Annotated in this window: 18 protein-coding genes; 4 read left to right on the forward strand and 14 right to left on the reverse strand. The window is 61.1% G+C overall.

What is annotated here, in order from left to right; translation table 11 throughout:
• Window positions 1-33: 33 nt before the first annotated feature.
• The 3 genes from QWI20_RS10105 to QWI20_RS10115 form a co-directional block, all read right to left on the reverse strand.
• Window positions 34-744 (reverse strand): hypothetical protein, encoded by a 711-nt coding sequence (locus QWI20_RS10105; RefSeq protein WP_369305340.1) that lies wholly within the window; start codon window positions 742-744, stop codon window positions 34-36.
• Between the two features lie 119 nt (window positions 745-863).
• Window positions 864-1,118, reverse strand: coding sequence for a hypothetical protein (locus QWI20_RS10110; RefSeq protein WP_369305341.1), 255 nt, complete (start codon window positions 1,116-1,118; stop codon window positions 864-866).
• A 248-nt stretch (window positions 1,119-1,366) separates the two neighbouring features.
• Window positions 1,367-2,068 carry a DUF3053 domain-containing protein gene (locus tag QWI20_RS10115; RefSeq protein ID WP_369305342.1) on the reverse strand — a complete coding sequence of 234 codons (702 nt, stop codon included), beginning with the start codon at window positions 2,066-2,068 and terminating at the stop codon, window positions 1,367-1,369.
• Window positions 2,069-2,419: 351 nt separating this feature from the next.
• On the opposite strand from QWI20_RS10115, the gene QWI20_RS10120 reads away from it, so the two are divergent.
• A complete protein-coding gene (locus QWI20_RS10120; protein WP_369305343.1) occupies window positions 2,420-4,117 on the forward strand; it encodes an Hsp70 family protein in 1,698 nt (565 codons plus the stop codon).
• Window positions 4,118-4,120: 3 nt separating this feature from the next.
• The gene (locus tag QWI20_RS10125) at window positions 4,121-5,719 is read left to right on the forward strand and encodes a hypothetical protein (RefSeq protein WP_369305344.1); all 1,599 of its coding nucleotides are present in this window, start codon (window positions 4,121-4,123) and stop codon (window positions 5,717-5,719) included.
• A gap of 87 nt (window positions 5,720-5,806) precedes the next feature.
• Here QWI20_RS10125 and QWI20_RS10130 read toward each other — a convergent pair whose 3' ends face one another.
• Entirely contained in the window at window positions 5,807-6,760 is a 954-nt protein-coding gene (locus QWI20_RS10130; RefSeq protein ID WP_369305345.1) for a DNA/RNA non-specific endonuclease, read from the reverse strand.
• A gap of 352 nt (window positions 6,761-7,112) precedes the next feature.
• Here QWI20_RS10130 and QWI20_RS10135 point away from each other — a divergent pair, with 352 nt between their 5' ends.
• A complete protein-coding gene (locus QWI20_RS10135; protein WP_369305346.1) occupies window positions 7,113-9,542 on the forward strand; it encodes a DUF3772 domain-containing protein in 2,430 nt (809 codons plus the stop codon).
• Between the two features lie 74 nt (window positions 9,543-9,616).
• Here QWI20_RS10135 and QWI20_RS10140 read toward each other — a convergent pair whose 3' ends face one another.
• A complete protein-coding gene (locus QWI20_RS10140) occupies window positions 9,617-10,999 on the reverse strand; it encodes an MFS transporter (protein ID WP_369305347.1) in 1,383 nt (460 codons plus the stop codon).
• A 503-nt stretch (window positions 11,000-11,502) separates the two neighbouring features.
• Here QWI20_RS10140 and QWI20_RS10145 point away from each other — a divergent pair.
• Complete coding sequence (locus QWI20_RS10145; RefSeq protein ID WP_369305348.1) at window positions 11,503-11,910, forward strand: type II toxin-antitoxin system HicB family antitoxin; 408 nt, start codon at window positions 11,503-11,505, stop codon at window positions 11,908-11,910.
• A gap of 225 nt (window positions 11,911-12,135) precedes the next feature.
• On the opposite strand, the gene QWI20_RS10150 is transcribed toward QWI20_RS10145, so the two are convergent.
• The 9 genes from QWI20_RS10150 to QWI20_RS10190 all read right to left on the reverse strand — a co-directional run bounded on the left by QWI20_RS10150 (window position 12,136) and on the right by QWI20_RS10190 (window position 23,128).
• Window positions 12,136-13,158, reverse strand: coding sequence for a serine/threonine-protein kinase (locus QWI20_RS10150; protein ID WP_369305349.1), 1,023 nt, complete (start codon window positions 13,156-13,158; stop codon window positions 12,136-12,138).
• Window positions 13,155-13,883, reverse strand: a complete 729-nt coding sequence (locus QWI20_RS10155; RefSeq protein WP_369305350.1) for a PP2C family serine/threonine-protein phosphatase — start codon at window positions 13,881-13,883, stop codon at window positions 13,155-13,157. The genes QWI20_RS10150 and QWI20_RS10155 overlap by 4 nt, the downstream gene beginning before the upstream one ends.
• Window positions 13,883-17,410, reverse strand: coding sequence for a type VI secretion system membrane subunit TssM (gene tssM / locus QWI20_RS10160; protein ID WP_369305351.1), 3,528 nt, complete (start codon window positions 17,408-17,410; stop codon window positions 13,883-13,885). The genes QWI20_RS10155 and tssM overlap by 1 nt, the downstream gene beginning before the upstream one ends.
• 13 nt (window positions 17,411-17,423) lie before the next feature.
• Window positions 17,424-18,323, reverse strand: a complete 900-nt coding sequence (gene icmH, locus QWI20_RS10165) for a type IVB secretion system protein IcmH/DotU (RefSeq protein WP_369305352.1) — start codon at window positions 18,321-18,323, stop codon at window positions 17,424-17,426.
• Window positions 18,324-18,328: 5 nt separating this feature from the next.
• Entirely contained in the window at window positions 18,329-19,660 is a 1,332-nt protein-coding gene (tssK, locus tag QWI20_RS10170) for a type VI secretion system baseplate subunit TssK (protein WP_369305353.1), read from the reverse strand.
• On the reverse strand, window positions 19,657-20,163 hold the full coding sequence (gene tssJ / locus QWI20_RS10175) for a type VI secretion system lipoprotein TssJ (protein WP_369305354.1): 507 nt from the start codon (window positions 20,161-20,163) through the stop codon (window positions 19,657-19,659). Before tssJ ends, tssK begins: the two co-directional genes overlap by 4 nt.
• Window positions 20,164-20,168: 5 nt before the next feature.
• Complete coding sequence (gene tagH, locus QWI20_RS10180) at window positions 20,169-21,374, reverse strand: type VI secretion system-associated FHA domain protein TagH (RefSeq protein WP_369305355.1); 1,206 nt, start codon at window positions 21,372-21,374, stop codon at window positions 20,169-20,171.
• A gap of 17 nt (window positions 21,375-21,391) precedes the next feature.
• Window positions 21,392-21,532 carry a type VI secretion protein gene (locus QWI20_RS10185; protein WP_369305356.1) on the reverse strand — a complete coding sequence of 47 codons (141 nt, stop codon included), beginning with the start codon at window positions 21,530-21,532 and terminating at the stop codon, window positions 21,392-21,394.
• A gap of 78 nt (window positions 21,533-21,610) precedes the next feature.
• The gene (locus tag QWI20_RS10190; RefSeq protein WP_369305357.1) at window positions 21,611-23,128 is read right to left on the reverse strand and encodes a sigma-54 interaction domain-containing protein; all 1,518 of its coding nucleotides are present in this window, start codon (window positions 23,126-23,128) and stop codon (window positions 21,611-21,613) included.

The raw sequence follows: 23,128 nt of genomic DNA on the forward strand, positions 1-23,128 counted from the left end.
CGGCATCAGAACGACGGTATCTCGCGCCTGTCGCTATTGAGCACAGTGAGAAGGGTCCGGCTTTTTCAGTAAACGCATTTGCGCAGGGCTCGAAATACTTTTAAGCCCCTGTTTGGGCAGCTCAAGGGTTCGAAACGCTACGCCCTCCTTGGTGCATTCGGTTCGTTGCAGAATGAATACCATGTCGTCGGACTCGGCAATCTGGCACCCCTCAAAATGATCCAGATTCGCGTAATCGAACCGTCGTGCCGTACATTTGGCCGCCTCATCCAGCGCCGCTGTTCGGCCCGTCTGAGAGGGCAAGGTCACCAGCAAGGCCCAGGCGGCGAATAACAGAAAAGCGATCAAGCCAATGCACCCGACGAAGATGAATGCACCACGATTTCTCGCTACTCTGTCTCGCGCCTTCACTACCCAACGAGCCGGGTCAGGCTGTCTATCCGTGCTTACCGCTGGCTTTTCAAACAGAACAATCAGAAGGGTAACGGCTCCCACCAAAGCCATCGCGAACACCATCGCGGCAAGATAAGAACCAAACCCTGCCGCGCCGTAAGCCAGCAATTGCTGCGTGGTGATATTGATCCGGCTTACTGATACGTCCAGCGTCAGGTAGAACTTCTCAAGGTATGCAAATCCGCTGAGCGTGAAAGCGCCCACCATGCTGGCGATGAACAGCGCGGCATCAATTCTGAGGTATTTTCTAAAGCGGCTGAGGTTTTCATGCCGGGCACTTGCATCACTCACGCTGACGCTCTCCTTTAGTAAATGAATCGGCGATTATCACTGTTTGGTGACTGCCTGGATCTGAATCAGCCCTTTCTCTTGGATCGCCGCCGATTTCGTGAAGGATCCATGACTACCTGTTACTCAGCCTTCAATTCCCCATCCTGCTCAAACCGCTGCTGCAGCAAATGCCACGCTGCACCTGCGTTGACGTAGGTCCCGATCAGTTCAACCAGCTCGGGGATCTTGAGCTTTATGTCATCGCGGCAGAACTGGGAGAGGGGCAACATCAACCAGCATTTCTTCTTGTTGAGCACGGCATCGGGTGAGGAGAACGAACGTGGGGTCAGCTCAGGCAGCGGCGCGGTTTTATGGGCGCGTCTGAAGAAGCGCAATCCAAAGGGCAGCGTGCACAGCGTGATGAGCAGAGCGACGCCGCCACCGACAAAGAACGGCTGCGGATCATGCCCTGTAACTCCCGAAAACAGCAGTGGGGCAAGCAGCAGAACCAGCCCCTTTCCACAGCGCCGCCGAGTGCCATCCCTGGCGCGCCTGCTTCCCTGGACAAAGGGCCTGATGCCCTTTGCGTACTTTTGACCGAGGACTGCGAAGCGGTGAGCTACGAAAGACTCGGCGTCAACATTCAGCGACCCAGCAACACGGCCTGCATGCGTGTCTGCGCTTCCTGAACCACCTTGGCCTTGGCATTCAGGTCCTGCAGCAGCGTGTTCAATTCAGCCTGTACTTTGGGGTCCGTCACTTGAATCACCGAGCCATTGATCTGGATCTGCGCCTTGTGAGCGTCGACGTAGTCCGCCACTTTGAGGCCCGACTCGAAGGTGCCGTTGACTTGCGGCATGACAGCCAGGAGCGTGTTGGCCGGGACGGTCACCGTGCGATCGTAGGCGCTGTCATACACGGTTTTCAGGTCGTCCGGCTGCTTGAGCTGGGCATGGGCTGCGTCAGCTTTCGCCAACTGTTGCTTGAGCTGTGCGACCAGATCGGTCACGCCGGCTTGCACCGTCTTGAGATCATCGCGGCGCTCGATCACGTCGCCCAATGAATGGAACGCGCCTTTCTGCACGAAGCCGTTGAGGGGCTTGATGCTGGCGTCCATACCACTGTTGAAGTCAGTGATCACGGCGTAGTGCTGGGTGTAATCGCCGAAAGACTTCGATTCTTCCGGTGTCAGTTTGGGCACGTGGACGCCCGGCTTGTCGATGATGCGGGTTTGCAGGAACTGCTTGAACGCGGCGCGCTGGTCAGGCTCGCTGCTGCCGCAGGCGGTCAGTAGCAGCGGCAGTGCGAGGGCGAGTAACCAGTGGCGGCTGAATGAGACGGTCATTGTCAGGGAATCTCCAGGAAGTGAAAAAAAACCGTTGGCAGAAAAGTCTTGCTTCGGGGCGGTACAGCGTTCGGGATCAGTCGGCAGTTTGTCGATGCCGATGAACCGTCTATAAGCGTGATGCTAGATAGCTTACGGAAAAATAAATTCCCTTTGGATCCTATTATTTTGTAATTTTGCGAAATGTTACGCAGTCGGCGCAGGGCGTCCACATGAGCACTTGAACCCTGCACGCCGATCATTCTCAAATCCGCGCACGCCACCTCCGGGCTCAAGGAAGACAGCATTCATGACACCCAACGCGTTTATCGCAGCCCCAGGCTCCCCAAGCCTGCACACAGGAACTCACCCATGATCGTCGGTATTGACCTCGGCACCACCAACAGCCTGGTCGCGGTCTGGAAAGACGATGCCAGCGTGCTGGTGCCGAACGCGCTGGGCGAGCTGCTCACCCCCTCCGTGGTCGGGCTGGACGATGAGGGCCGGATTCTGGTCGGGCAAGCCGCCCGCGAACGCCTGCACACCCACCCTTCCCTGACCACTGCGTTGTTCAAACGGCACATGGGCAGCGCCCACCAGACGGCCCTCGGCAATCACATATTCCGTCCTGAAGAACTTTCGGCGCTGGTGCTCAGAAGTCTCAAGGAAGACGTCGAACGCGCCTATGGGGAGACGGTCGTTGAGGCGGTCATCAGCGTGCCCGCTTATTTCAGCGATGCTCAACGCAAAGCCACGCGCATCGCGGGCGAACTGGCCGGCCTCAAGGTCGACAAGCTGATCAACGAGCCCACCGCTGCCGCGCTGGCGTTCGGCTTGCCGCAGCACGGCAAGGAATGTTCGTTTCTGGTGTTCGACCTGGGCGGCGGGACGTTTGACGTGTCGATCCTCGAGCTGTTCGAGGGCGTGATGGAAGTGCGCGCCAGTGCGGGGGACAACTTCCTCGGTGGCGAAGACTTTGACCGGCTGCTGGCCGAAGCTTTCGTTCGCGCCCAGGCCGATCAGCCAGGCTTCCCCGCCCCCGAATCCATCGCCCACGCGCTGCATCGCGAAGCCCAGCGCCTGCGCATTGCCCTGGGTCAGGTCCGCAGCGACGAGTTCGTGCTGCGGGTGGACGGCCAGCAGTGGCAGCAGACCTTCACCCAGGAAGACATGGCCGCGCTGTATGCGCCGTTGCTTGAGCGGCTGCGCAATCCGGTTGAACGGGCCATGCGTGATGCCAGGCTGCAGGTCGGCGATCTGGACGAAATCCTGTTGGTCGGCGGCACCACGCGTATGCCGCTTGTGCGTAAACTGGCGGCGGGCATGTTCGGGCGCTTCCCTTCGATTCAGCTCAACCCCGACGAAGCGGTGGCCCACGGTGCGGCGATACAGGCGGCGTTGAAATCGCGGGATGCGGCCCTGGAAGAAGTCGTGCTGACTGACGTCTGTTCCTACACCTTGGGCATCGCGACCTCACACCAGGTCGGTCAGCATTTTGAGGGCGGGCACTATCTGCCGATCATCGAGCGCAACACCACCGTACCGGTCAGCCGGGTAGAAACGGTCTGCCCCGTCGACGACACGCAAACCAGCGTGATGGTGAAGATTTTCCAGGGTGAAAGTCGCCTCGTGCGCGACAACATACCCCTGGGGGAACTGGAAATACCGCTACCGCCGCGCAGCGGTGGCGACCTCAACCTCGATGTACGGTTTACCTACGACAACAACGGCATTCTCGAGTGTCAGGTCACTATTCCCAGCACCGGCGAGCAGTTCGCGCTGGTCATCGAAAACAACCCCGGCGTGCTCAGCCCCAAAGAAATTGCCGAGCGCCTGCAAGCGCTCGCTGCGCTCAAGGTGCATCCGCGGGATCAGCAGATCAACACGCTGTTGATGGCGCGCCTGGAGCATCTCTATCAGGAGAGCCTGGGCGCGCGCCGGGAGCTGATCGATAACTGGGCAAGCCAGTTTCAGCGGGCCCTAGACAGTCAGGACGAGCGGATCATCCGGCAAACGCGCACGGAGCTGAACGAGCGCCTTGCCCAGCTGGAACGCGGCGGTTGGCACTGACCCATGGACGCGACTCTCGATTGCTGGAAGATTCTCGACCTCCCTGCCCGCTCCGATGAGCGCAGCGTTAAACGCCAGTACGCCCGACTGCTGAAGGTCACCCGGCCGGATGAAGACCCGGTGGCCTTTCAGCGACTGCGTGAAGCCTACGAGCGCGCGTTGCAACTGGCACGCTACGGCGACGATGGCGTTGGCGGTGACGCTTCGCTCTTACAGGCTTCGACAGCGCCTCTGGTGCAAAAGCCTGCGCCGGTCACCCGGCCAGTGGTGCGTTCCGCTCAGGAACAGGCCGCTGAATTGCTTGAGACCTTTGACGACGCGGCCTTGGAGCAGTGCTGGACCGAAGCCATAGCAAGGGGCATCGAATCGACAGTGGAGGCCCTGCTGTTCATGCGGTGCGTACAGGCGCCGGACGCGCACCCGAACCTGTTGCATTGGGGCCTTGAAACCCGCCAGTGGCTGACGCCGTGGCAGCAGATTCGCCCGCGGGAAGCCGATCAGCAGCGGCTTGGCCATCTGCTCTCCATGGGGTTGTACCGCAGGCTGGAGCAATACATGGCGGCCGGCGAGGAAACACGCTTCATCGGGTGCCTTGAGCACCACAGTCGACAAGGCTGGCTAGGCGATTTAGCGCGTCGCCAGACGCTTCACGTGCAGGTGCTCGATCTTTTTCTCGAACACAAGAACTGGTCCCCCGCTCTGTTTCAAAGGATCCGGCAGCTGTTCGCCTGGGACAGCGAGTCAGCCGTTGTCCCCATCGTTGATGAGCAATGGCATGCGCTGCTCTGGCGCTGCGAAGAGAAGAAATGGGTGGACGAATTGCGTGCGCTGGTGCGCCAGGGCGAGGAGAATCCCAACCCACGCGCCAATGCTGCTGCGCTGTTCCTGACGGGTTCGTCTGCGGAACGCCTTCAGGCACGCGTCGCGACATTCACCGAGGCTGACTGGCAGGCTTGCGAACAATTATCCAAGGACTTCACGAAGCGCTTTCCCGACTGGGCACGGAGGTTCCCGGACCATAATCCGTGGTTCTGGAAAGCACTGGTGGGGCCGGAAAGTCCGCCCCACGTCACGCAGCGGGCGGGCATTGTTCTAACCATGACTCTCACACTGAATGGCATACTCGACGTCCCCGCCCCTCTCCTGCTCTTGGCGGTCATATCGCCGCTCATCTTGATGACAGGGCTGCTACTCACGTACATGGGCAAGAAGCTGTATGAGCACTGGGTCAGATTCACGGCGTACTTCTACGATGAGGATCAACGCTTCAGCGCATGGTGCGCACGCCATACATTGACGCGGAATCGGCGTTATCTGGTGATCCGCAACGGCGTACCGGTGCTGGCCCTGGCCTTTGTGCTCTGGAAATGGCTGGGACTTCTGGGGGTGGCCACCTACGTCATCACTGGCCTGATCGGCAGACTGCAACCCAAAAGTGCAGTGCCAGTGGATCGCCAATATCGCTGGCGCAAGCCGCTGCAGGCGATCTACCGGATCGCCGGGCTCAGCCATCTGCAGTGGCTGTTCTGCATCGTCATGGTGGCTTTGATTGCGTATGTGCAAATGGACATGCCCGGCACCCAGCTGACCCGAGGCACCTGAGACTAGGGCGCTGCGACCAGACGTTGCGCTGATAGCGCCTCGGCGGGAGAGCCCGAGGCCCCGCAGGCAGCACAGCCGCAGCACCGCCTAGAGCCGAATATCCTCCGGCCGTTGAATCAGTGCCTCGATTCGGGTGCCAGTGATCTGCTCTTCATTGGAAAACCCGTCATACCGCGCCAGCTCGCCAAAGCTGATGCCGGTGAGCGCCTCAATCTGAGCGACGCTGCGTCGATAGGTCCTCAGCGCGCCAAACATCAGTTCCAGCTTGCCCAGCTCGCGGGTCTGGTCGATCACGTACGCGCTGGCCGAAGGTTTGCCGTCATCGCCAAGGAACGCGACGACTTTCCAGAAGGCTCGGGGGATTTGCACGCCCCGGTACAGCGGGTCGTCACTGCGCAGGACCGGTCCGGTAAAGACCGTGGCGCGCTCTTTCCAGCGGCGGGTGTTGTCCAGGATGAAGTCTTCGAGCTCCAGCCAGGTTTTCTGGTTGAAGGCGGACATCTGCGGCGAGCAGTTGGTGAAGTGGAAGGTGTCCTGATTGGCGGTCTGCGCCTCGGCGCCCCAGTTGGGGTCCTGCCGGCGAACCAGATGCCCGCGATCCAGCAGGTTGTCGCGGTACAGATCGTCGCCAATCTGCGCCTCGACCGGCAGGCGACCGTCGTAGGCCCAGGGGTCCTGACTCCGCACGATCTCAACGCTGCTACCGCCCTCGATGTTCACGCCCACATACAGCGCAATGCGCCGACTCCGGGACATGCTGATGGAGAAGTGGGTGTAATCCAGACGATTGCCCGGATTGCCCGGATTGCCCACCGGGAACACGTCATCCGGCGTTGATGTCGTCGGCCACGGCACGATGAATTCCCCGAGAAAATCGCCGCTGTAGCCTGACCGACCTTCCAGCTGCGACGCCGGCGTGACCCGCCCTTGCGGGGTTGATCGCAGCGCCGTGGCATGGGATGACGGATCGGCGGTGATGGGCTGAAGATCAGCGAGACGGGGGCGATGGGCGAGATCCACCTGAGCGTTACTTGTCGGCATCCTGCTACCTCTCGATTGATGGGGGTCCGTCGGACGGGCCCTGTTTAACACCGAACACGATAATGTGCCGCCAAGTGTGACTATCACATGACCTGAAGGGGGTATCGGCTAACTGTGGGTTCACAGCACGAATTGATGTTGACCAAGAGGCCCCTTTCCCGGCTGAAGCCGGTCCTCCTGTCAAATCGAGTACATCCAGTGGGATCCGCTCTATCGCGTGGGAGTCGTCCCGACCCAATCCTTGCTATCATCCGCCCCCGCGCGCACGAATGATCGAGAGCCCCGCCTGCCGTTCGATACCTGCGCCAAACGATCAGCTCGCAAAACCGGTTAACGCCCCAAAGGAACCCGAATGCAACACGTCACGTTGAACCGCTTTTACGCTGGGGTGCTCGCGCTGTTGCTGTGCGTCACCCTGCCCGCTTTCGCACAGGCCGCGGCGGCGCAGGTCGCGCCACAAACCGCACCGCAGGCGGCGAGCCAAAGTGATGCAACGCCAGAGGTCGAGGCGCCCAGCCTGGATGACCTGAGCGAACAGCTCGACCAGATCCGGCAAAAAGTCACCGTCAGCGCTAATGACGACTTGCTGTCGAGCCTGCGCCAGGCCGCATTGCAGGTGCAGAAGCAGGCCGATGATCTGATTGCCAAACAGGCGGTCGACATCGAGCACCTGAACGATCAGCTGAACATTCTCGGCCCGGTGCAACCGGACGAAGCGCCCACCCTGACCAGCCAGCGCAAGGCATTGACCGCCCAGAAAAACGCGCTGGTCAGCGACGAGCGCCAGACCAATACCTTGACTCAGTCGGCCCGGGACCTGGCCACGCAGATCTTCAGCCTGCGCCGCAGCCTTTTTGACTCACAGATCAGCACACGCACGGCGAGCCCTCTCAGCTCGGCATTCTGGTCGACCCTGATTCGCCCGACCGATGACGACCTCAGGCGCATGAACGGCCTGCTGGACGACGTCCGCAGCGTGTTCACCAGCGCACTGGCCCCCGGCAACCGCATGCTGTTTGCCAGCGTGGTAATCGGCGCGCTGCTGATCTGGGTGGTGGTGCGCCGCCTGCTGGAGAGCCTGCTGATCCGCCTGATGGTCCGCTGGTTGCCCGAAGGTCGTCTGCGCCGCAGCGCCCTGGCCCTGGCCGTCGGTCTTTCGACGGTGCTCACCATCACCACTGCCACCTCCCTGCTGCGCTGGGGCATCACCAGCAATGCAGTGCTGAGCAACGACGTGGTCAATCTCCTCGACCAACTGCAGACGCTGATCACCTTCTGCGCCTTCATCGTCGGCCTGGGCCGCGCGCTGTTGATGCTGCCGCACCCCTCGTGGCGCCTGCCGAAGATTCCTGACGAAATTGCGACGGCCATGGGCCGCTTTCCGCCTGTGTTGGCCCTGGCACTGATGGTCATCGGCACCCAGGAGCGGATCAACAGCGTCATCGCCAGCAGCCTGGCGCTGACCGTCGCGGTCAACGGCCTGACCGCACTGGCCGTTTCGCTGATGTTTTTCTTCGGCCTGGTGCGTTACCGCCGCACCCGCCGCCGCTTTGCAATCGAGCGTCCGGGCGGCCTCGCCGGGTTGATCCCCTTCGTCGTCGCGGTGTGGGTCGGCTTGAGTTTGCTGGCGTTGCTGAGCGGCTACCTGACGCTGGCCTACTTCCTTGCGGTCAAGCTGCTGTGGATGAGCGTGGTGGCATCGACCGCCTACCTGCTGGTGGCGTTCTTCGGCGACGTCTGCGAAACCCTCCTGTCGCCCAAGCAACCGGGAGGCATGGCGCTGGGTTCGGCACTCGGCCTGTCTCCGCGCCATCAGGCCCAGGCGAGCACCATTCTCGCGGGCGTTGGCCGCAGTTTGCTGTTGCTGGCCGCCGTGCTGCTGGCCTTCCTGCCTTCAGGTTCAAGCCCGGGCGAGTTGCTCGAAAGCTTCACCCGGATGGAAGTCACCGACAAATCCCTGGGCGCCCTGAACATCGTTCCAAGCGACATCCTCATGGCACTGGGTTGCCTGGTGCTCGGCATGCTGGGCGTGCGCGTGCTGAAGGAATGGTTCGGCGAACGCCTGCTGCCGGAAACCAACATGGACGCCGGCATGCAGGCGTCCCTGGTGACCCTGATCGGCTACATCGGGTTTGTGCTGGTGATTGCGGTGGTGATGTCCACGCTGCACATCAGCCTGACCAACCTGACCTGGGTAGTGAGCGCCCTGTCGGTGGGGATCGGTTTTGGTTTGCAGGCCATCGTGCAGAACTTCATCTCCGGCCTGATCCTGCTGACCGAGCGGCCAGTCAAGGTGGGAGACTGGGTGAGCCTGGCGGGGGTCGAGGGCGATATTCGCCGGATCAACGTGCGTGCCACTGAAATCCAGATGTCCGACCGCTCGACGGTGATTGTGCCGAACTCGCAGTTCATTACCCAGAACGTGCGCAACGTGACCATGGGCAATGCCTTGGGCGTTGTAGGGATCTCCCTGACGCTGCCGCTGGAAACGGATGTCTTGCAGATCCGCGAATTGCTGTTGCAGGCGTTTACCGAGCACGAAGCCGTCCTTGATACGCCAGCGCCCTCGGTCACCTTCAAAGACCTGACCAACACTGGCCTGATCATCAGCGCCAGCGGTTACGTCAACAGCCCGCGCTCGGTGGGCAGTGCCCGAAGCGACCTGTTGTTTACCGTGCTGGGCCGCATTCGCGAAATGGGCATCGCGTTGTCTGCACCGCAGAGCATGGTGTTGATCAATGACGGGCTGAGCAAAGAGCCGCCGCCGGCAGCGGCTGATTGATGATCCCGCGCCATTGAGACACGCGGCGCGGCAGTCGACCCTTTCATGACTGTCGCGCCGCGCGAGCACCGGAATCAGCTTACGTCTTTGTTAGGGTCTTCGGCATGGGCCCAACGATAATCCAGACGTGGCGCGAACACTTTGATTCGGCGCTTGATCTTGATCAGGATCGGGTCATGCACGGGCTCCGGATCTTTCAGGAATGCGGTCAGCACGGCGCTCAGTGCGTACAAGCCGCAGAAAGCCCAGACCACCCCTTCAATGCCGTAGCTTTCATTGAAAATCGCGACCACCGCCGGGCCCACCCATGTGGACGCCCCTGCCCCCAGGCTTAGCACCGACAGCGCCGCAGCCTTGTTATTCGGCGCCAACGCGGGTGCGAGCGCCGACAGCGGCACGAAACACGCCAACGTCAGGCCGTAAAAGGCACCGAAGATCGAAGCGATCAGGAAATCGTGGGGAAACGCCTGTGGCATAAAGAAGAACAACGGCGTGCTGATCGTGCTGCCCACCGCGCCAAACCACAGGATCGTGTTGCGATAGCCGATCTTGGTGCTGATCACGCTGGAGCTCAGATTGCCGATGATGTTGAACACGAAGACGATGGTCAGCAGGCGTAACCACTCTTCCAGGGTGAAGCCGACGGTGTGCATGAAGAACCCGGGCATGACCACCAGAAAACCGAACATCGACGAGGTGTTGATTACCCGGACGAGGGCGGCCAGCGAGACTTTCGGACGCGTCCACATAATGGTGATGTTCTTCGCCATCGACACCATCGGCCGCTCACCCTCGGGCGCCAGTCGACGCATGCCGTGGGCTTCCCGCATCCCGATCAGACCAATCGCGCCGCCGAGCACCACCAGGCCGAAGGACAACCAGAAGGTCTGCAATGCGCCGATCAGCGGGATGGCGGCGCTCGCCACCAGAGAGCCCAGCATCGGCAGGCCTGCAGCGTAAGCCACCCAGAACCAGCCCACGGCCATGCCCATTTTGCGGGACGGCGTTGACGCTGCGATCCACACCAGAAAGCCATAAGCGAACAGCGGATAACCGAAGCCGCGCAGGCCATAGGTCAGGAGAATCATCGAGTAGCTCAGTTCCTGCAATCCGTAAATCAGGAACAGCACTTCAAACACGCTCCAGATGACCAGTCCCAGGAACATCACCCGTTTCGGGCCCCAGATATTGGAGAGCGCACCGGCGAGCCAGGAGGAAATCCCGACCGTGACGCCGTACAGGGTGAAAATCATGGCGATTTCGTCGCCGGGCATGCCGCGTTCACTGAGGAAGGGCGAGAGGTATCCCAGTTCTACGCCATCGCCGATCATGAAGATCAACAGGCCGACAAACCCCCAGAACATGGGATAGGGAATTCCGACTTTTTCGCAGAATCGTGAGAGTGGAGTATTCGGAGTGGATTGATCGCTCAATTTTCCGTTCCTTTTTTGATGCACGGCGTTTGGGCGCGCCGATGAATGGCCTCGATGAGGTTGAAAGGCAGATGGGGTGGCACGGATTTCCGCTTCGGGCAGCGAGCAGAACTGGCTTGATGGGTAGCGCGCGGGGGTCGGACGTGACAGCAGCTATCGTCGACCCATTAATCTATGTTTTTTCTAGATTTTCGAGCCCGAAGCCCGCTTTTTATGCCAGATGAATCGATTAAGCACAACCGAGCTGGGCCGCCTTGGGTGCGACAAACTGCCCGGTTGTATCGCCTGAGGGGTAGAGGGACTGGGCGGTTGGGTGTTGAAGCTCGTGTATGAAAATAAATCCATCTTTTTCTTCAAGATGGCTCTATTCCGCTCTTCTCGGCGGTTTTTCACCAAGCCGATGCCGCGCTACAGGCAGGCGCGGGCAAGGGAGCGGCCAGCGAAATGCTGATCAACCTTGCCTGGCAGCCCATCGCTGGTCACCTGTTCAGACCGAATCCCCCATGCACTCCTCGGTGTCGTGACATATGAAGAGGACTGCCCTGTTCTATGAATGGGGCGACGAGACGACGGCTGTCGGCATACAGATTCCGGACATTCCCGGCGCGGTGACGGCTGGCGACACGTTCGAAGACGCTTACAACGCCGCCATCGAAATTGCCCATATCTGTCTTGAAGAACGGGTTGCCGACGGTCGCGCCGTGCCGATGCCATCATCGGCTCGAGCGCATCATGATCATGACGATTACGCAAACATGGGTTGGGGCATGATCGAGATCGACATCACCCCTTATCTGGGCAAGACCGAGAAGGTCAATGTCACCTTGCCGGGGTTCGTCATACAGCGCATCGACCGTTATGTTCGCGATCACAACGTCAAAAGCCGCTCTTCGTTTTTGGCCGATGCGGCGCTGGAAAAACTCGGGCGGATTTGAATGAAAAGTGACCGCAGCGACACCATGCGCTCTTGATAGGACCGGCTTTAGCCGGGAAAGCTTCAGACGTCACACCGCGAAATCCAGGGTGTTTACGCCGGCCTCTTCCCGGCTAAAGCCGGTCCTACAATAAGCGCGCGTACGCCCTGACATACAGCATACGCTGTCAGTGGGACCGGCTTTAGCCGGGAAGGCTCCCGATCTCGCACCGCACAACTGATGGCCTCACCGAAATGGGCGGATTTTCCTGCACCACCCCCAGGACGAGGAGTTGGTGAAAGCGTCACGCATCTGCCCGGCCGTGATCGTGCGGGCATCGGCGTCAAAAGCGAGCGCGGTTCGCAAAGCAGGCCAACCATGCCTGGGTAAGTGGCATGGCGGTTTCAACCCAGCCCCCAGGTGCTGATCACGGGCCAGGGTCGAAGGCAGGTGCCGGAAGGGATGTTTGCCGCTTGCCAGTTCGTATATCACACACGCCACCGCGTAGACGTCAGCGCGTACCGAGACCTGCTGGTGTTCAAGCAGTTCAGGGGCGGCGTAGCCCGGGGTCCAGGCATTGAAGCGCTCGCGGCTCAGATGCGGCAGGCCGGGTAATACGCCCTCCTCGGCCCTGCCGAGACCGAAGTCGAACAGGCGCACGCCCTCTTCACTGAGCATGATATTGCTGGGTTTCAGATCACCGTGAACCACGCCGCGAGCGTGGGCGAATGCCAGTGCGTCCAACAACGGCAGAACGACCTCGCGCAGCTCTTTCCACGGCAGTCCCAGCGGCCGCTCACAGAGCATTTTGTCCAGCGTCAGGCCTCGCATGAGCTCCATGGTGATGAAAGCCCGCGCGCACGAAGTGTCGACATGAAACCCGTGCACGCGCAGCACGTTGTCATGCCGCAGGTACCGGGTCAGGCGGAACTCGCTGTAGAGCACTGCGCTGGCGTCCATCGACTCGGCAAAGTCTTCGTTGAGGACCTTGAGCGCGACGTAAGGCTCGGGATCTCCGTATTGCTCGGCCAGCAGATCGCGCGCACGGTAAACCGCTCCCATGCCGCCGGCGCCAAGCAGTCGCTCAATGCAGTAACGGCCTGCGAGCACGTCCGGCATCGTGCTGAAGGCGGATGAGGCCGACGTGCGAGCGGGTTCACGGTCTTTAGGCTGGGCAAAGGCGTAGCAGGTGAGGTCTGCGGGCGGGTCATCGCCGGCGGGAGCAGTCGGCGCCTGTCTATCGGGATCTGTTTGCAGGGGATAGGTCATCCGCGAATCACCACAGCCGTGAGGTTATCCCGGGCAGCGCCGCGCAACGCGTTATCGAACAGATGCTTGAGCGCTGCTTCCGGTTGAACGTGGTTCAATGCGTGACCCAGCGCATCGCTACTCAACCCCTGATACAAACCGTCGCTGCACAGCAGGAACGCATCCCCCGGAAACACCTCAAGCTCCAGCACCTCCAGCGTCAGTTGCTCGGCAGCACCTACCGCGCGGGTCAAGGCGTGCGCTCCCGGGTAGGCGCGGGCCTGTCGAGCGTTCATCTGTTGCTCGTCGATCAGTTGCTGTTGCAGGGAATGGTCCCGGGACAGCTGGTACAGGCGCCGACCGCGCCACAAATAGCAGCGGCTGTCCCCCGCCCATACACAGGCCGCCCGGCTTTCCTCCATCAGAAGTGCGACCACCGTGCTGCCGATGATGCTGTCCTGTCGGCCTGCACTGACAGTCAGCTCCTGGCCCAGCCGCCGGTTCAGCCAGTGCAGGCACTTTCTAAGACCGATAAGCCTGTCCTCGAAGTGTTCCTGCACCGGCAGCTCTGCCAGACTGGCGACGATCATCTGGCTGGCGATATCGCCTCCCTGATGGCCGCCCATGCCATCGGCAACCACCCACAGCCCCTGCTCGGGACACTCCAGAAACGCATCTTCATTGCGCGCCCGGACCTTGCCGCTGTGAGTCCGCGCAGCGCTGAGCCACTGGCTGGCGATCGCCATCAGAGTTGTGCCGGCATGCGGAAGCTGCGCAGCACGCTCATGTCGAAAGGGTTGGGCGAACGCTGGCTCGTCAACAGGTAGCTGGCACGCAGTCCCCCCACATCCGCCTTCAGTACCAACACGTCGCGACCGCTCAGCTCCTCCCGCTGCATCGAATCCAGCAGACGGAACAGCGACCAAGCCCCTGAGGTTTCTTCGATACCCAGGGGTCGGCCAACCATTCTGTCGAGCACCAGACTGGTTCGACCGGCCTGCGCATCGGTGGGCCATTTGAATGACACCGGGACAATCGGACCGTGGCGGTATTCAAGGGTCTTGTCACCCAGCTTGAATTCGGAACGACTGACAGAAGAATCCAGGGTATGGGGCTCAAGTTTGAACTGCACCTGAGGCTCGGCCGGGTTGTCGGCGAAGAACCCCTGTCGGATGACCCGAGCGGCGGTCATCTGATCAAGATACGCCCGGGAGATCGGCAGGCTTTGCCCGTCGATACTGCGCAGACGATAACTGCCTTTCTCGCCGCTCACGAACGGACGCAGGAAACCGTCGAAGAAGCGGTCTGTAACACCCTGAACCTTGAAGAACTCGCGAAAATCACTGAGTGCGACGTCGCTGGCACTGTCGGCGCTGAACGGATACCGCTTGCTGATCGCTTTGGTATAAAAGCTGTACACCTCGCTCTGGTAGTGCTGGTTGACGTGTTGATAGGCATCGCGAAGCACCAGCCGCCACGCGTCCTCGGCCAGGGTGTTGAACCACGCGCCCACCGGACGCGGCAGGCGACTGGATGCCGCACGCAAAGTGCCCAGCGCATCCCGCTGTCCGCCCATGCGTGACTTGGCCATGTCGAACGCAGCCTGCTCCGGCGAGCTGGCCCTGCCCAGACTCGCCATCTGCATTTGCAGCTCATTGAGTACCGCCAGAACAGGCATGAGGTCCGCCGTCGGGCCATCTTTTGCGTCGAGCAGGCGGTGCAGCGGATCGAACCGGTTCTGCAGTGATTTACGTGCGGTGTCCGGGACAGATGTACTCAACGCATCAGCGACTTTACTTGACGCAGCGACCGCAAGTTTGCCGGCTTTGCCACCCTTGTCCGGCAACTGCGCGGTGGCATCGACGGCGTTTGTCAGCGCCTCGGCTACTGGTGTGAAGCGGGTGTTCTCCCGTACTTCCCTGAGCAGATTGATGACCGGCGAATGGGCCGACGTCAGGCCAGCCAGTTGCTCGGCACTGTCGGCAAAATCATAGGGCCCGGGCAGCTCGACCGCGCTCACTGCCTCGCCCCAGTAATCAGCGTAATCACGGAAATAAAGCTGCTCGAGTTCAACCATCAAGCGCCGCATGTCCATGTCGCTGAGGCCGGAGCCTTCGCCCAGCACCCAATTGTCCCGCAGGATATCGGTCACCACCCGGGAGCCGTGCACCGAAAAATACTGCTCGTAGCCCTGTCGAGTGTAAAACCCCGGAATCACATAATCGGCGCCGACGAACAGCGCTGCCTGTGGCCCGAGATGCTGGTCGAAACTGTAATCCGGCAACGTAGCGGCCTGCTCGCGCAGCATCCGGTAGACGACGTTCGCCAGCGACTCACCGCGCAGCACCTGTCGTGCCTGCGCCACGCGCTGGTCATTGAGGGCATGGACAAACGGCAGCTTCAGCAACCGCTCAAAGTGGGCGTTCAGACCGTTTTGCGCAGCGGCATTGCCGGGGTACAGCTCGGACCAGACAGCGGCGACCTGCTCCTTGAGCCAGGCCGCGTCACGCCGGTCTTTCATGCCCAGCATCAAATAGGCGCGCAGGCTTTTGAGGAGTCCCTCGCGATCGTCAAGGCTCGCGGCAATCTGTCCTTCCAGGATCGTCGCTACCTGAGGCAAGAGCAGCCGCTCAAGCTCACGATCGTAAGCGCTTTCGACCACCGGATTGACCGCTTCGCCTTGATAGAGGCCGCCGCGCGCCTGGTAACCGACATCCTCTTTGCCAGGGAAAACCCGAGTCGCCGCATAGCCGGTGTCCAGCACTTTCAGCGCTGGGAAAAGGTCACCCTGGGCCGCGTTCGCCGACCGCTGCTCGGCCCAGGTTCTGGCAAGGGCGCCTACGCTGTCCAGGCGTTGATAGTTGCCGGAAAAACTCAAAGCCCAGAGGCTGCCAAACAGAGCGAGTGACGCCAGCGCACCTGCGTATAGCGCGCGCTGGGCCCAATGGATGCGGCTGCGCTCGCGCATGTCCAGGCCTGCAAGGTCAGCCTCCGGGAAGATGACTCTGCTGAGCAGGTGATGGATAAAACGCGATCGGGCCCTGCCCAGTGTCGGCAGCGTTCCTGTGCTCATCCCGGGACTGACACCCCTGCCGGCAGCGGGCGTGTGAATGTCCTGTTCAAAGCCTGGCGCGCTGGTGAGATAGAAACCCCGCAACTGGCTCGCCAACTGATAGCGATTGCCCGTGAACGCCAGTTCCACAAAGACGCACACGCGCTCGCCAATTCCGCTGAGTTGATGGGGTAAGTCGAGAATGCCGCCACGCCGTGAGGTATCACGCTCGTGATGGATGCGGGTGATCACCTGACTGTTCAGCCGAACCAGCAATTCGCCGAATTCGTTGCGCAGTATGGCGGCGTCAGTGCCGCTCTGCCCTTTGCTGAAGGTGGTGCCGAGGACCTGATCACTTTCCTCCCGGGTCAGTTGATCGAAAAACGCGTCGAAGCCCGGAAGGCTGTCGGCCTTGCTCAGCACAAGGTAGACAGGCACCTCGACGTGGAGCTTCTGATTCACCTCCTGTAACCGCGCACGCACCTGTCCGGCGAGGGTCTCCAGTTCAGGATCACTGCCGTGGAGGAGCGTGTCGACAGGGAGCGTGACGAGTACACCGTTCAGAGGGCGGGTGCGGCGATATTTGCGCAGCAGATCAAGCAGCGTGCACCAGGCGCTGCGGTCGATGTCGGCGTTAGGCTGAGTCAGGTAACGGCCTGGGGTGTCGACGAGCACGGCATTGTTGGCAAAATACCAGTCACAGTGGCGAGTGCCTCGGGTGTCGCGGGTAAGTTTGCGCCCGACTGTGTTGAGCGGAAACTCGAGCCCTGAAAAGTCCAGCAGGCTGGTCTTGCCGCTGCCCTCGGGTCCGATCAGCAGGTACCACGGCAGCTCGGTGCGCCAATGTTCGCTGCGGCCGCGATACAGGCTTGAGGTCTTCAGCGTTTTCAGTGCGTCCTTGAAACGCGTCGTCAGTTCAGCCTGCTCCTCGTCAATCTGATCGTCTCGCAGGAGGCGCGCCTGACCGTCTTCGCTGTCCTCGACCGCTTTCTTGCGCTCCCCGGCACGCCAGCTGACATAGACCATGGCAAGGCCCCAAAGCAGGAACAGCGAACTGATGGTCAACAGCCGGGCGCTTGAACCCTCCCAGAACTTTCGGTCGTCAACCGCCAGGGCTGGCCCGACGAACCAAACCATCAGCGCCACGAGCAACACCAGCAGAAGCGTCCACACCCACGTCTGACGCAGAAGCGCGCCGGTTTTCTTGAATAGGTTTTTCATCACACGTCTCTGTTTACGGCTGCGGCTTTGATTGCGCTTGCCGCTGCGATTGCGGGTGAGCGGCAGGCTGATCGAACAGCTGATAAGGTTGCAGGACGGCCTTGCGGTGCTCGCCCAGCACCCAGGCGAAGCCCGAATACATCACGATCAGACATACCAGGGTGAAGCCCACCACCATCCAGCCGGGCACGATGCGCACCAGGCTGCGGCGCTGGCGGTTCAGGCCTTCCCAATGGGGCGACAGCTCGCGAGGCGCATCACCGCGCAGCTGACGAATCTGTCGGTAGACCGCATCACGAATGTTCTCGAGCTCCTGCACGCCGCGGGTCTGCACCCGGTAGCGCCCCTCGAAACCCAACGAGAGGCACAGGTACATCAGCTCCAGCATCGACAGATGCTTCACCGGGTTTTTCGTGAGTCGATCCAGCAGCTGGAAAAACTTTTCCCCACCGAAGGTTTCCTGGTGAAACCGGCTCAGCAGGCTCATCTGCGACCACTCGCTTTCGTTGCCCTGGCCGCTCGTTACCACGGCCTCATCCAGAACAGTGCAGAGCACATAGCGGGCGCCCGCGACCTGGCTGCTCTCGGCACCGTTGTGCAGCGCGCGCACTTCAAACGATTTCAGCACGTGGGTCAGGTGCTCGTGGAGCGCGCCCATGTCTTGCGGGAGGTCACCGCTCTTGAGCCGTACAACCTCGGACAACAGCTCCGATGCAGCCGCCACAAGCGGGTTCATGCCGACATTGAACGTCTGCGCCGGGCGCAGGCGCGCGGCATAGATCATGCGTTCTTCCAGTTGCTCGAAGCGCGGCGGCGGCGTGGAATCCGTCATCGGCTTCGACGCCGGACCATGGCCCTGTCGAGTGACCAGGACGGTTTTGTCGTCCTGTTGATAATCGCTATCCCTGATCATGGCGTTCAATTCCTGATGGCCCAGAAGTTGAGCTCAAGCTCGGCAAACTCGCCGGACACGTGGAACGCGAATCCGCCGGAGCGCTCCAGCTGCGCCAGGTCTTCGGAGCTGAGTTCGAGGACGAAGTAGGTTTTCTTCGAATGAAACGCGATTTGCCGCGGCGCCACTGGTAACGGGGTGAGCTTGATGCCGGGCAAGTGCAGGTTCACCAACTGGCGGATACGTTCCACCGGCGCAACCTTGAAATGCGCGGGCAGACGATGGCGCAGTTCCTCGGAATCGCAATTGGCACTCGCCGCCAATACAAAGGAGGCCGAACCCAGCAACGTGCGATCGTGCAGCGGCGAGACGGTGATGCCGTATTGACGCGGCTGCAGCACCAGCTCGATGGCGTGTTGCTCCAGCACCATCGACAGCATCTGCCGAAGCGCTTCCACCAATCTGCGAAAGCTTTCCCCTTGATCGCTGTGCCGGTAGCGGCTGTCCAGACGCGGCCGCTTGCTGTCACTCGAGAAGGTCGCCAGATCCCCCAGCAGGGTCAGCAACGCGCGGTAGAGTTCTTCCGGATGCACGTGCTCCAGACCGAGGTAGTGACGTAGCAGCAGTTCGGCACGATTGATCAGCTGAAGCATCATGAAGTCGCCCATTTCCGCGCTGGCGACCGTGCCGCTGGAGCGGATGCGCTCGGCAATGCTGTCGCCCCGATGGCTGAGCATGCTGATGACTTCCTTCAGGCATGACAGCAGATAGGCGCAAGCATGGGACTGAAGGTAAGTCGGTACGAAATCCGGGGCGAGACTGACCACGCCGTCAGGGGTTGTGTCGAGCACCATGCAGATCTTCAGCTTGACGTAAGCGTGGTCGCTCTGCTGTTCGCCCAGCAGCAATCTGAAGTCGGGACGACCGCAGCTGACCTGACACATCGCGTCATCACCTGCATTTGAATCGGCGACTTGCGCTTCATACGCGGTGTAACGCGCCAGTACATCGGACTGCTCCGGTCGCCTGGCTTCCAGGTGATTGCCGGTGACCAGCGGCAACGCCAGATAAACAGGCGTGTTGACGGTATTGGGCGGTATGTCGAGGGCCAGCGATTCCGTATGGCCTCCCAACTCGAACACACTGCCGTCAGGCAGGATGCCCGAGGCCTGGCTGATGACCAGCTTGCCCATGTTGAGAAACTGCAGGTCGATCTCCAGCGTGAGGAATCCCCAGGCGTAGCCACCCATTAACCGAGTGCGGGTTTTCAGCTGGTGGTCGTAATACCGGTCGTTGTGCTGGAAGTGCTGAGGACGCAGCAGCATGCCCTCCTGCCAGATGACTTTGTGCGTATTCATGGCTGGTCAACCGCCTCGGCAAGCGCTTCAGGTGAAGTCTGAATGCCGCTTTCATCAAGGATCAGATCGACTTCGGTAGCGGTTCGAGGCGCGAGGTGAAGCGTGGAGCGCCACGAGGCTTGTGACAGGTCGCGGTACGCAGCAACTACGCCGACATAGCGACTGCCCTTCTGCACACTGAGCTTGAGCTCGAGCGTTTCGCCCGGACGCAGCTCAAGCTCCTCGGTGGCGACCATGTCCGGGGCCAGGGACTCTCTGGCGCGCTCATACAGGCTGAAAAAATCAGCGTTCTCGAAGGCCACCGCGTGTTTGAGCTCGTACAGGCGGACCACGATCGGTGACGGACGACCATTCAGATCGGGGTTCAGCTGATCGCTGGCCGTGAGCCTGAGGTTGAGTTTGGTGAGGTGTGAATACGGCGACAGCGTCGAGCAACCTGCAAGGATGAGCACGGCAATCAACGCAGTCAGCGCGTGTGGAAAGACAGTTGAACGGCGAAACATGCGCTTCATCCCTGATGATCAGTATGGAGGGTGGAAATCAGACGAATCTGCTCTTCATAGGCCTGGGCGAAATCTCGCGCCAGCAGGCGTTCGCTCCAGTCATTGTCCTGACGCAACGCCTGGTGATAGCGGCCATAGGCTCTCCAGCGATTGCCGGAGGTCGCGAGCAGTGGCGGGTTGTCGCGCTCGAATCGCAGGGTGAGTTGCTCCGGTGAAAAATGCTCCAGCGTAGCGCGCGTCGTCGCGCGACAGGCGGCCAGCAAGGCGACCTGGTGCGCCTGCACGTCATGGAAGGCTCGGCTTATCGCCAGCTCGGCGGGCAGCTGCCCGGGTTTGCCAGAACGCAGCATTGCTGACAGGGCTTCACCCGCATCGACCGCTGATTTCAGCGGATTGCGCTGGGCGCCCTGCACGGTGGTCTGCGACAGGCGCAATTCATTTTTCAACTCGCTGCGCGTTTGCAGGTTCTGCTGCAGACCGCCGACGCACTGCCTCAGCAAACGGCCGGCATTGAGGGCCAGCGCCTCCCGGGCATCCTGATCAAGCTCGTCGAATTCAATGCCCAGCGATTCGGAAAACCGGGTCCAGAAATCATCGGCCTGGCGCTCGGTCTCAACAGCGGCTGGCGCGGGTGCTGGAGCGGGGTGTGCTGCAGGATCTTCGACCAGTTCTGGCACGCGCAGGCTTTCCATGTCCACCCGGGCATAGTCCGCACGCTGTGGACCGTCCTTGATGGCGGCACCTGGCGAAAGCAGTTCGTCGATGTCCGAGTGGACGCGTTCCTGCTGGTCGAGCGCGTTCAGCGGGTCGAGGTCCAGAAACGAGTCGTCCGGGATGATGCTGCCCGCCGCGCAAGTACGACCCCCGTGATCGTCAAACAAGGCCGGGTCACGCATCAGTCGTGCGCGCAGCTCGAAATCGCCCAGTACATACAGACTGCCATGCTCGATGCGAACGGCTTGCCCCTTGGGCAGGCGCACCCTGCTCTCCCCACTCAGCACGCCATTGCTGCTGGTGTCGGTGAGATAAAATCCGCCATCGCGGTAGCTGATCGTGATGTGGTGGTGGGACAGGTGCCGGCTGCGGTCGGGAATGACCCAATCGCAGTCCGCGGCCCGTCCGATCACCCCGCCCGTCTGCCTGAAGGTTTTTTGGCACTGCTCCGCAGGCACAAACTGCCGGGTGCTCAGCATTTCGAAAACCAGTTCCACGGTGATGCTCCTTGAGGTCAGTTACCGCGGTTGGCCGCCTGGGGATCACCCAGCGGGCGATAGGTGTTGTCGTTGAACTTGTAATTGCCGCTGCAACCCGAGACGCCACAGAGAAAAACAAGGGTCAGCAGAACGGCTTGCCGGTGACGAGCGAACATCAGAGGATCTCCAGAGGTGAGCACAGGGCGCCTTCGTTTGGCGCGAGGGAAAGCGAGCGTGAAAAAAATCGTTCGTGCCTACGCATTGATTTCACCCACATTGATATTGAGGCGGCCAAGGCGATACAGCAGCGTGCGCCTGGGCAGGCCAAGCTCACGCGCGGACAGGCTCTGATTACCTTCGTTTCTGCGCAGGCAATCGAGCAGCAGGCCGCGTTCGACCTGCTCAAGGCGTTCGCGCAGCGTCAGGCGGGCAGTACCAGGGACGGCCGCCGCGCGGAGGGTGAAATGTTCGGGCAGCAATTCGCCCCCTTCACACAGCAGAACGGCACGTTCGACCATCCCCTTGAGCTCGCGAACGTTTCCGGGAAAGGCATACCCGGACAAGTAATCGAGCGCCGCGTCAGACCAGCACAGAGCATCCCGCTGCAGAAATGAGCAGGCCTTGTCGGCAAAATGCCGGGCGAGATCGACGATGTCATCGCCGCGCTGGCGAAGAGCGGGCAGCTCGATGGGGAATTGCGAGAGGCGGTAGTAGAGGTCCTCGCGAAAGGTGCCTTCGCTGACCATGACCAACAAATCCCGGTGGCTCGCTGCCAGGATGCGCACGTCTATCTTGTGCGTGTCATTGGAGCCCAGCGGGCGTATCTCTCGCTCCTGCAGCACGCGCAGCAGTTTGGCCTGCAGCGACAGCGGCATGTCGCCGACTTCATCGAGCAACAGGGTCCCGCCGTTGGCTGCATCGAAGAGTCCGGCGCGATTACGCAGAGCGCCGGTGAACGCCCCTTTGCTGTAGCCGAACAGCTCGCTTTCCAGCAGGCTTTCAGGGAGTGCCGCGCAGTTCTGCACGATGAAAGGCTGCGAGCGACGCGGACCGTAGTCGTGGATGGCACGTGCCACCACTTCCTTGCCGGTGCCCGTTTCTCCGCGCAGTAAAACGGTATACGGGCTGTGCAGGACTTTACTGATCATCGAACAGGTGTGGCGCATGGGCGCGCTTTTGCCGATCAATCCGTAGGCGCTGATGCTTGGCACACTGACGCGCACGGGCGATGAATTATCGGTACGTCGTCTCAAGCGCTGAAGCAACTGCAATTGACGCACCACGAACGTGCCCAGTCGGCCAAGGGAGTCGGCAAAAGCCTGCAGCTCCAGGTGTCGACTGCTCACGCAGACGAGCAAGCCCTCCACCGTCTGTTGATCACTGACGATGGGCACACACAGCAAAGACTGCCAGGGCTTCGCTCCGGGCGGCAGGAAACGGCTTTCGTGCAGGCTGCCCGGCAAATCGACAAGGCACACAACGCGGTTTTGGCACAGTGCAAACTGCAGCAGTTGCTCACCGTTGTAATCGGTTGGCAGGCTCTGTGCCTCACGGGGTTGCACGCTGCCCTCAAGGCACTCGGCAGTCATGCCCAGACACGTATGGGTCGCGTCCAGCAGATAAAGCTGAGTCAGCTCGCACCCGCTCAACTCGGCGAGTCCGAGCACGAGCCCGCTCAGCAGCGCGGCATCGTCCGCTGCGCGTGCAAGCCGGGCGAATTGCTCCAGTAACGCTTCCGCATAGGCCAGCGGTTGCGGCACCTGAATGAACAT

Source organism: Pseudomonas sp. W2-17, from assembly GCF_041060445.1.
Taxonomy (GTDB): Bacteria; Pseudomonadota; Gammaproteobacteria; order Pseudomonadales; family Pseudomonadaceae; genus Aquipseudomonas.

Coding starts and splice junctions, on each gene's coding strand:
- QWI20_RS10115 (WP_369305342.1), bottom strand. CDS start 2,068: ATGACCGTCTCATTCAGCCGCCACTGGTTACTCGCCCTCGCACTGCCG.
- QWI20_RS10120 (WP_369305343.1), top strand. CDS start 2,420: ATGATCGTCGGTATTGACCTCGGCACCACCAACAGCCTGGTCGCGGTC.
- QWI20_RS10125 (WP_369305344.1), top strand. CDS start 4,121: ATGGACGCGACTCTCGATTGCTGGAAGATTCTCGACCTCCCTGCCCGC.
- QWI20_RS10130 (WP_369305345.1), bottom strand. CDS start 6,760: ATGCCGACAAGTAACGCTCAGGTGGATCTCGCCCATCGCCCCCGTCTC.
- QWI20_RS10135 (WP_369305346.1), top strand. CDS start 7,113: ATGCAACACGTCACGTTGAACCGCTTTTACGCTGGGGTGCTCGCGCTG.
- QWI20_RS10145 (WP_369305348.1), top strand. CDS start 11,503: ATGAAGAGGACTGCCCTGTTCTATGAATGGGGCGACGAGACGACGGCT.
- QWI20_RS10150 (WP_369305349.1), bottom strand. CDS start 13,158: ATGACCTATCCCCTGCAAACAGATCCCGATAGACAGGCGCCGACTGCT.
- QWI20_RS10155 (WP_369305350.1), bottom strand. CDS start 13,883: ATGGCGATCGCCAGCCAGTGGCTCAGCGCTGCGCGGACTCACAGCGGC.
- tssM (WP_369305351.1), bottom strand. CDS start 17,410: ATGAAAAACCTATTCAAGAAAACCGGCGCGCTTCTGCGTCAGACGTGG.
- icmH (WP_369305352.1), bottom strand. CDS start 18,323: ATGATCAGGGATAGCGATTATCAACAGGACGACAAAACCGTCCTGGTC.
- tssK (WP_369305353.1), bottom strand. CDS start 19,660: ATGAATACGCACAAAGTCATCTGGCAGGAGGGCATGCTGCTGCGTCCT.
- tssJ (WP_369305354.1), bottom strand. CDS start 20,163: ATGTTTCGCCGTTCAACTGTCTTTCCACACGCGCTGACTGCGTTGATT.
- QWI20_RS10185 (WP_369305356.1), bottom strand. CDS start 21,532: ATGTTCGCTCGTCACCGGCAAGCCGTTCTGCTGACCCTTGTTTTTCTC.
- QWI20_RS10190 (WP_369305357.1), bottom strand. CDS start 23,128: ATGTTCATTCAGGTGCCGCAACCGCTGGCCTATGCGGAAGCGTTACTG.